The organism is Agromyces sp. Y575 (assembly GCF_059445445.1).
Map to the genome: position 1 here is coordinate 531,243 of NZ_JCAIUI010000002.1, position 9,884 is coordinate 541,126.

At 69.4% G+C, this 9,884-nt stretch carries 3 protein-coding genes; all 3 read right to left on the bottom strand.

The window, feature by feature from the left end:
* Positions 1-16: 16 nt before the first annotated feature.
* On the bottom strand, positions 17-1,375 hold the full coding sequence (gene gdhA / locus AC1C2U_RS08615; protein WP_495361324.1) for an NADP-specific glutamate dehydrogenase: 1,359 nt from the start codon (positions 1,373-1,375) through the stop codon (positions 17-19).
* Positions 1,376-1,511: 136 nt separating this feature from the next.
* Positions 1,512-2,522 carry a LacI family DNA-binding transcriptional regulator gene (locus AC1C2U_RS08620; RefSeq protein WP_495361326.1) on the bottom strand — a complete coding sequence of 337 codons (1,011 nt, stop codon included), beginning with the start codon at positions 2,520-2,522 and terminating at the stop codon, positions 1,512-1,514.
* Positions 2,523-2,644: 122 nt separating this feature from the next.
* Entirely contained in the window at positions 2,645-9,853 is a 7,209-nt protein-coding gene (locus AC1C2U_RS08625) for a family 78 glycoside hydrolase catalytic domain (protein WP_495361327.1), read from the bottom strand.
* Positions 9,854-9,884 lie beyond the last annotated feature (31 nt).

Genomic DNA, 9,884 nt, shown 5'->3' on the forward strand with positions numbered 1-9,884 from the left:
CATGGGCGAGCGCCGGTCAGATGACGCCGAGCGCGAGCATCGCGTCGGCGACGCGCGTGAACCCGGCGATGTTGGCGCCGACCACGTAATCGCCCGGCACGCCGTACTCGTCGGCCGTCGCCGCGGTGCGCTCGTGGATGCCCGCCATGATCTCGGAGAGCCGCTCCTCGGTGTGCTCGAAGCCCCACGAATCGCGCGACGCGTTCTGCTGCATCTCGAGCGCCGAGGTCGCCACGCCGCCCGCGTTGGCGGCTTTGCCGGGCCCGAAGAGCACACCGGCCTCGCGCAGCACCCGGATCGCGCCCGGCGTCGTGGGCATGTTCGCACCCTCGGCGACCGCCACGACACCAGCGGCGACGAGCTTCACGGCCTGCGCTTCTGAGAGCTCGTTCTGCGTCGCACACGGCAGGGCGACGTCGATGCGCTCGGCACTGTCGATATCCCACACGGACGCCCCTGGCAGGAACTTCGCTCGCCCGCCGCGCTCTTCGGCGTACACCGAGATGCGCTCGCGGCGCTGCTCTTTGACGTCGCGCAGCAGCGCGAGGTCGATGCCGTCGGGGTCGTGGATCGCGCCCGACGAGTCGGAGGCGCCGACGACGCGGCCGCCGAGGGCGTGCACCTTCTCGATCGCGTAGACGGCGACGTTGCCGGAGCCCGAGACGAGCACCCGCGCGCCGTCGAAGGAGCGGCGGCGGGTCGCGAGCATGTGCTCGGTGAAGTAGACGGCACCGTAGCCGGTCGCCTCGGTGCGCACGAGCGAGCCGCCCCACGTGACGCCTTTGCCGGTGAGCACGCCCGACTCGTAGCGGTTGGTGATGCGCTTGTACTGGCCGAAGAGGTAACCGATCTCACGCGCACCGACGCCGATGTCGCCGGCCGGGACATCCGTGTACTCGCCGATGTGCCGGTACGCCTCGGTCATGAACGACTGGCAGAACCGCATGATCTCGCCGTCGGAGCGGCCCTTGGGGTCGAAGTCGCTGCCGCCCTTGCCGCCGCCGATGGGCATGCCGGTGAGCGCGTTCTTGAAGACCTGCTCGAACCCGAGGAACTTGACAGTGCCGAGCAGCACGCTCGGATGGAAGCGCAGTCCGCCCTTGTAGGGCCCCAGCGCCGAGTTGAACTGCACCCGGAATCCGCGGTTGATGCGCACGCGCCCGCCGTCGTCGGCCCACGGCACCCGGAAGATGATCTGCCGTTCAGGTTCGCAGATTCGCTCGAGGATCGACGCCTGCACGTACTGCGGGTTCTTGTCGAGCACTCGCCCGAGCGAGTCGAACACCTCGCGCACGGCCTGGTGGAACTCCACCTCGCCGGGATTCCGGGTCAGCGTTGCGGCGTAGACGTCTTCGATGGTGGTGCGGCTCTGCAACGCGCGCCCTTCTGTCGAACGGATGCCACGTGGTGCATGTTGCGCGCGGCTTCTCCACACTACCCAGTGCTGAGGAAGCCTCCGACCGTGTGACGTAAGCGGACCGCGTCAGGGCCCGCGCAGGATGGTCGCCGGCTCAGCCGACGGTGCCGGTGGACTCGCGCACGACGAGCTCGGGCTGGAACACGATGCGTTCGTGACTGAATTCGCCGCCGGCCGCCTCTTTCAGCATGAGGTCGACCGCGGTGTACCCGATCATGGCCGCCGGCTGCCGGATCGACGAGAGCGGCACGACGGCCGCCGACGCGAAGTCGATGTCGTCGTACCCGATGAGCGCGATCTCGCCGGGCACGTCGATGCCGCCCTGCATCATGAGCGCCTGCAGCACGCCCATCGCGAGCAGGTCGTTGGCGGCGAAGATCGCGTCAGGGCGATCGGATGCCGCGCGCTCGCGAATGCCCTCACCGGCGGCCCGCCCCGCGAGCACCGAGAGCGACTCCGTCTCGATGATCTCGAGCGTGACGCCCTCGACCTCGGCGACGGCGATACCGGCTCCCTCGAGCCGGTCGACGACCTGGCGGATGCCCTTCGGGCCGCCCACGAACGCGATGCGACGACGACCGGTGTCGATGAGGTGGCGCACCGCCAGACGACCGCCGACGACGTCGTCGACGGCGACCGATGAGAAGCTCTGGTCCGCGACCTCGCGGTCGACGAGCACGACGGTCGTGCCGCGATCCCTGAGCTGCTGGAGTCGGGGCAGGTCATCGGCCAGCGGTGAGATCAGCACGCCGGCGACCCGCTGCTCTTCGAACAGGTCGAGGTACGCGCTCTCGCGGTCGGCATTCTCGTCGCTGTTGCCGAGCAGGATCGTCATGCCCTCTTCGGCCGCGCGATCCTCAGCGCCGCGGGCGACATCCGTGAAGAACGGGTTGCGCACGTCGAGCACGACGAGACCGATCGAGCGGCTGCGGCCGGCGCGCAACTGACGGGCGGCGTCGTTGCGCACGAAGCCGAGCTCCTCGATGGCGGCGGTGACGCGCGCGACGGTGGCGGGGGCGACCTTGTCGGGGCGGTTCAGCACGTTCGAGACGGTGCCCACCGATACGGATGCCACAGCCGCGACATCCCGCACACTCACTGCCATCGGTTCTCTCCTCGAGTTGAGTCAATTATGTCTGATCAGGCATGAATTGAAACGAATCATCCCACAGGGTGGGGGTGGCGACGGCCAGGCCGGTGTCGAGTCGGCCTGGCCGTCGCGCCGCATCACTGCGACGGCGGAGCCACGTCCACCACTCGACGGCGCCGCGCAGTGATCACCCATGCTGCGCCGAGCAGCATGAGCACGCCGGCCACGGCCAACCATGGCGCACCGTCGAAGCCCGTCTCGGCGAGCACGTCGGTCGGCACGGTGACGGGGTCGCCGCCGCCCGCCGGAACGATCACGATCGAGTGGGCACCCGCCGGCACATCAGCCGGCACGACGGCGTGCAGCGAGATCACGCCGCGTTCGTCGGCGGTCGCCGTTCCGAGCACGATCGGATCCGAGTGCAGTTCGACCCGCACGACGGTACCCGGTGTGAAGCCGCTCGCCTCGACGAGCATGCGTGCCCCAGGCGCGACCTCGAGCGTGCCGCTGGTCTCGCCACGGTCCACCTCGACGACCGGGCCGACATTGCCGGCACCATCGACCGCGCGCACCGACAACCTCGTCGGAGTCGCCTCTGCCGCGATGAAGGCGGTGAGGCTCGGATGCCACGCGCTTCCGTCGAGCGAGTACTCGATGCGCTCGACGCCTGAGCCCGAATCCGCTCCCACAGCCGTGACTCGCCCCGACTCGGTCAGCCCCGCCCACGCCGTCGGCGCGGTGCCGTCGACGCGAGTCTCGAGACGATCGGCCCGGCTGACGTTGCCCGCGAGGTCGTTCGCCCGGTATTCGAGCACAGCCGTGCCCTCTGGCAGGCGCACGGGATCGACGTAGCGCTGCCAGTCACCGTCGGCGATGCGGAACTCGATCGCGTCGACCCCGCTCTCCTCGTCGACGGCCGTGAGCTTCGCGGTCGCCTCGGCGCGGAGCCAGCCGTTCTCGCCGGCGTTCGTCGTCTCGACGCTCACCGTTGGCGCCGTCGTGTCGGGGATGACGATCGTGCCCGTGATCGACTTCACGGACTCGACGTTGCCGGCTGCGTCGGTCGAGGCGTACTCGACCGTGAACGCGCCGCCGCGTTCGATCACGACGGACTCACCCGTCTGCCACAGCCCGTCGCCGACGCGGTACTTCGTCACCGCGACGCCCGAGGTCGCATCATCGGCGTCGAAGTCGATCGTGCCGGATCCGATCGCGGTGTCGCCCTCGAATCCAGCGCCGAAGGCCGCCTCGGTCGACGGAGCGACCGTGTCGATCTTCACGGCCAGCTCCCGCTCGTCGCTGCGGTTGCCCGAGGCATCCGTCGCCCGATACCGCAGCGAAGTGCTGCCCTCCGCGTCGAATGACAACGGTCCGTCGACCTCGGAGAAGTCTTCCTCGCCGAAGGCCGCTTCGACGATGAGCTCGCCGGCCCGGTCGTCGCGAGCCTCGATGACCGCCTCGACCGGCGACGTGCGGTACCAGCCCGTCGTGCGGTCGGGAGCAGCCGGGTCGAGGGTCGCCGTGACCTGCGGTGCGGTGCCGTCGGCCGTGACCGGAAGGGTCCAGACGTCGGCGATCGAGGGGTCGTAGAAGCCGTGATCGTCGAGGTTCTCGAACTTCACTCGCACCGGCCCGTCGGCCGCATGCTCGGCGTCGACGACGACTTCGTAGGTCTCGGTGCCGACACCGCCTGTGTGGCTGAAGAGCCGCTCGGCCACTTCGACCCCATCGACGTAGACCTTGTACTTCTTCGTCTGGGGCCGGTCGTACGTCTCGGTCACGCGAAGCACGAACGACTCACCCTCGACGACGGCCGCGTCGAACTCGAAGTACGAGAAGTCGGTCAGGTGACCCGCGTAGCGACGGGTGAGCCCTGCCTCGGTGTTCGTACCCGACGAAGCCGACGCTGTGAGGGCGTGCGCCGTCTCCGACGCCGAATCGCCGAGGTCGACGTGGTCGTAGCCCGCCGGCGGGCTCGTGATCGGCGCGAGCTCGATCGTGAGCACGGTCGAGGCCTGCGCGAACGTCACCCCGTCGTGGGCGAACACCGCCGAGAGTTCGACACCCTTCGGCGTCTGGTCGGTGCCGAGCGGCACGAACACCGGCACCTCGTGCTGCGCGGATTCGCCCGGCTCCACGATCACCGTCTCGCCGGGCAGCGGGACGACCCAGCCATCGGGAACGGTCGCCTCGATCCGGCCGACGGCGGGCTGCTCACCCGCATTGACGACGGTCGCGCGAAGCACAGCAGTGTCGCCGGGGGCGACGCTCGGGGGAACCGCCTCGACCGTCATCGTGACCGGCGAGTCGACGACGATCGACAGCGCTGCGGATGTCTCGACGCGCTGCTTCTCGAAGGTGTACCCGAACTGGATGGCAGCGGGCACCGAACCCGGCACCTGGTCGGCCGGCACCTGGAGCGAGAGGTCGACCGAGCCGGCCTCGTCGGGCTTCAGGCGTTCGGCGAGTTCCGTCGCGTCGGGCTTCGCCGCCCAGGCATCCGCAAGGCCCGTGACCTGTGCGGTGACCGCTTCGATCGCGGCGACCGGGCCGTTCTGGGCCGTGCCGGTGATCGTGATCGGCTCGCCGGGCTTGTAGCCCGCAGCGTCGCTCGCGGCGGCGACCGTGATGCCGAGCAGCTCGGTGAGGGTCGTGTTCGTCACCGACCGCACCGTGCCGGCGCGTTCGCCGAGTGCCGGAGCGGCCTCGGCGAGCGCGGCGATCCACTCGTCGACGGCCTCGAGCTCTTCGAGCACGCGGGCGAGGCGCTTCGCGGTCTGCGCCGGCTTGCCGTCGCTCGCCGAGGCGTAGGCGGATACTGCGCGGTCGCGAGTCGCCTCGATGAGTCCGGCCAGTTCGGCGAACTGCCCGGCATCGAGGTGACCAGCGTCGCGCTCGGTCTCGGCTTGCGCGTGCGAGGCGTCGATCGCGTCGAGGATCGCACCGACCGAACCTGCAGCCGGGTCGACGTCGAAAACGTAGTCGCCGGAGCCGATCGTGACGACGACCTCGTCACCGACCTGCTCGACCGCGCGCACCCCGTCGACGTCGGCGAGCGGGTCGCCGCCTTCGGTCACGGCCCAGGTGTTCGCCGCGGGCAGCCTGACCGTCGCGGTCGAACCGACCGGAACATGCGTCTCGAGCGAGAGGCGCTCCCCCACCTTCTTCCAGTCGACGCTGATCGGACCGAACGGCGTGGGCGTCGTCGCCTTCGCCCACTCGAGCTGGTCGGTGACCTGGGGGGCGATCGACACGTCACGGTAGCCGGTGAGCTCCGAGCTCCGGATTCCCGCGACATCGTGGAAGAACCAGTCGTCGACCGTGCCGAGGAAGTAGTGACCGCGCGAGCGGGCCTCGAGCGCCCAGTGCTCCCACATCGTGGTCGCACCGTTCTCGATCATGAAGCCCCAGCTCGGGTACTCGGTCTGCACGGCCACCCGGTAGGCGAGGTCTCCGTAGCCGTACTTCGTCAGCATCGGCAGCAGGTACTTCGAACCGAGCGTTCCGGTGTTGAGCTTGTCGCCCTTCGCGACGACGTCGGCAGCGAGGCTCGCCGCCACCCGCTCGGCGGTCGCCTCGTCGGGCGCGAGCCCGAACGCGAGGGCGAGGGCGTTGTGCGTCTGGCGGTAGCCACGATCGCCGGAGCCGCGGTAGAGCCCGGCGTCTGCGTCGAGGAACTGCGTGTTGAAGGCGACCTTCACGACCGCGGCCTGGTTCGCGAAGTGCGCTGCGTCATCGGGCTGCCCGAGCAGTGTCGCGGTCTTCTCCATCGACATGAGCATCGTGTAGAGGTACGCCGTCGCACTCACCCGCACGTCTTCGGGAGCGTTGCCGCCTGCCGGACTCGCCTCGGGACTCACCCAGTCGCCGAGCCGGGACTCACGGACGAGCCCGTTGTTCGAGCGGTCGAACTCGAGGTCGACGTATGTCTTCATGCCGTCGTAGTACTGCTCGAGCACGCGCTCATCGCCGCCGTACTGGTACAGCCACCACGGGATGAGGATGTACGCGGAATGCCACGGCGGCGCGACACCCCACTGGCCCCACTGACCCGAGCTCGGCGCGATGACGAGCGGCGCACCGTCGGCGTCGCGGCTGTCGTTGATGTCGCCGATCCACTTCTCGAACAGGTTCCGCGTGTCGAGGTTCATGAGGAACATCTCGGCGCCGACGGCCGCGTCTCCGGTCCACCCGTTCTTCTCGAACATGGGGGTGTCGGTCGGGATGCCGTGGAGGTTGTTCAGCATCGTGTCGACGACCGCGCGGTGGGTCTGGTTCATGATCGGGTTCGCGCTCTCGAACGAACCGGTCTCCGCGGCATCCGTGTGCAGCACCTCGGCGACGAACGCCTCGGCCGGCGGCGCCGAGTCGCCCGGCCACCCCGAGACCTCGATGTACTGGAAGCCCTTGTACGAGAAGCGGCCCGCCCAGGTCTCGGGCTCGCCGCTGCCGGCGAGGATGAACCGGTCGGTCTGGAAGCCGTTCGCGAAACCGCCGTTGTTCGAGAAGTCGGGGCGGCCGTCGTCGCGGAGCTTCTCGCCGTACTGCGCGCGGATGGTGGTGCCCTGTTCGCCCTCGGCGGTGAACTCGACCGTGCCGGCGATCACCCTCGGGAACTTCACGACGTAGACGCCGTCGACGACCTCGTCGACCGACTCGGCCTCGAGGCGCTCGGTGACGCGGATCGGCTGCTGCTGCTGGTTGATCAGCGTGCCGGCGGGGCCGGAGACCTCACTCGAGGCCGCCCAGTCGCCGTCGTCGAACCCGACGGTGTCGAAGCCGGTCTGCACGCGGTTCGCGTCGTACGTCTCGCCGCCGAAGAGGTCGTCGAGCACGGTCGGACCGTCGTGGAGGCTCCAGGTGCGGTCGGAGACGATCTCCTCGCTCGTGCCGTCGGTGTACTCGATGCGCAGCAGCACGCGGCCGACGGGCTCATCGTGGAACGGCGGCTTCTCCCAGTTCCACACGTTGGGGTTCGTCATGCCGTAGAAGCCGCGGCCGAGCTCCATGCCGAGCGCGTTGTCGCCCTGTGCGAGCTGCTCGGTGAGGTCGGTCACGGTGTATTGGGCGTGATCGTCGTAGTCGGTGAACCCCGGCGACAGGATCTCGTCGTTGATCGGCGCACCGTTCAGGCTGAGGTTGGCGTAACCGCCAGCCGCGACGTAGATCTTCGCCGTGGCGACGGCGCGATCGACCGTGAACTCCTTGCGGAGCAACGGCGCCGCTGCGGCGGGCTCGACGGGCAGTCGCACGCCGGCGCCCCATGGGCCTGTGCCGTACAGCGCCTGCACGGCAGCCGGAGCCCACGCCGAGTCGTCGAAGTCCGGCTCCTCGAACCCGGCGGGGATGACCTTCGAGGCCTTCCACGCGGCATCCGTCGTGAAGATCTGCTCCGACCCGTCGGCGTACGCGACGCGGATCACGGCGAGGAGACCGGCAGGCGAGCCCGGACCGTTCGTCGTGCGCACCGCGACGACGTTGTCGCCGTCGTCGAGGTCGACGCGGAATCGCTTCGAGCTCTGCCACTCATTCGTCGCGCCCTCGGTCTGGCCGATGAGCGCGCCGTTGACCCACAGCTTGAAGGAGTCGTCGGCGGTCAGGATGATCTCGGCCTTCACGGCCTCCGTGCCGCTCGGCGTCTCGAGCGTCGTGCGGAATGCCCGGTCCTCGGCCGGCGCCACGGGTGCGCCCACCTCGGGGGTCCAGATCCAGTTCGCGGCGTCGAAGGTCAGCACGTCGCCGCCTGCGTCGAGCTCGGGAATCGTGACCCGCCCGCCGTAGACACCGCCGCGGTACAGGGAGTTCGCCTGGGCGTTCTCCCACGCCGAGTCGTCGAACGCGGCGAGGTTCCAGCCTGCTGGGGCGTCGGCCGCGCTCGAGATGAGCGACCTGAAGCCGCTGTTCGTCACGATCTGCTCGCTCGTGCCGTCGGTGTAGCCGATGCGGAGGGCGCCGAGCACCCCGCCGTTCTGGCTCGAGCCGGGCGTGGTGAGCCCGAATGCGAGCACGTTCTCGCCGGCTACGGTCGAGAGGTTCACGACACGAGCCGTCTGCCAGTCGTTGTTGCCGCCCGTGTTGGCGGTGACCTTCACGCCGTTCCAGTACGCGTCGACCTGCTGGTCGCCGGTCATGGCGAGTTGCGCCCAGGCGACCTCCTTCGTCTCGGAGACGGTGATCTTCGTGCGGAAGAGCGTCGACGGGATCGGGTTGTCGGTGGAAGGAGTGCCGATCGGCGGGATGATCCAGGATGCCGTGTCGAAGGTGCTCCGGGTGTCAGCCGTCGGCTGCACCGGCACGGTCACCTGCTCGCCCCATGGGCTGCCGCCGTAGGGAGCACGAGCGGTCGCAGCCACCCAGCCGGAGGTGTCGTATCCCTTTGCCTGCCAGCCGGTCTTCGCCGATTCGCTCGCGAGCCAGCTCGCGTCGGTCACGATCTCCTGCACGGTGCCGTCGGTGAATCGCACGACGAGCTTGCCGACGACCGCGCCGTACGCCTTCGCGGCGTTGTCGAGCCTCACTGCGAGCACGTTCTGGCCGAGGAGCGGGAACGCCTGCACGCGAGTCGCGGTCTTCCACGCGTCGGAGACCGAAGCGCCGGTGGCGATCTGCGTGCCGTTCAGGTGCGCCGAGAACCCCATGTCGCCCGACATGACGAATTCCGCCCGGTCGATGATCTTGTCGCTCGGCAGGTCGAAGGTCTTCCGGAAGTACCCGGGCGGGGTGTTGCCGCCGGGGTATGGCGGATGGATCCAGCTGGCGCCCGCGAGCGAGAGCTCCATGCCGGTGGTGTTCTGGGGGCGGTCGCGACCGATCCAGGCGCTGCCCGCCCAGTCGTCTTCGGCGAAGAGCCCGGTGCTGAAGGTCGACCCGGCATTCGCCTCCCCCGCATTGGTCTCGACGTCGACCTGCCACCGATAGTCGGTCGCGGCCGCGAGACGCTCGCCGCCGAACTCGACCGCGGTCGAGTCGGCAGATGCCACGACCCCGCTGTCCCAGACGGCGTCGTCGATGTCGGCGCCCGCCGGTGCGATTCTCAGCCGGTAGGAGGCCTGCTGCACATCGCGCTCGTCGCTCTCGACGACCCACGAGAACCGCGGTTTCTCGACGTCGATGCCGAGCGGTTCCGTGCGGTTCTCGACCTCGAGGGCTGACAGGGTCAGGGTGGGCGCGGCGGCGACGGCAGCAGCAGCCGGAGCCGCGGCCGCGGAATCCGTCGGAGCGAGCGTCGCACTGAGACCGCTCGCCGCGAGCCCGATGCCGAGCACTGCAGCGATGGCCGCGGTGCCGCGCCGGCGAAGACGAGAACGGAAAGGAGACGTACGAGGCACGGGCGGTTGTCCAATCATGTTGTGGAGAGAATCTGACGGGCGGGCGCGT

Coding starts and splice junctions, on each gene's coding strand:
- AC1C2U_RS08620 (WP_495361326.1), bottom strand. CDS start 2,522: ATGGCAGTGAGTGTGCGGGATGTCGCGGCTGTGGCATCCGTATCGGTG.
- AC1C2U_RS08625 (WP_495361327.1), bottom strand. CDS start 9,853: ATGATTGGACAACCGCCCGTGCCTCGTACGTCTCCTTTCCGTTCTCGT.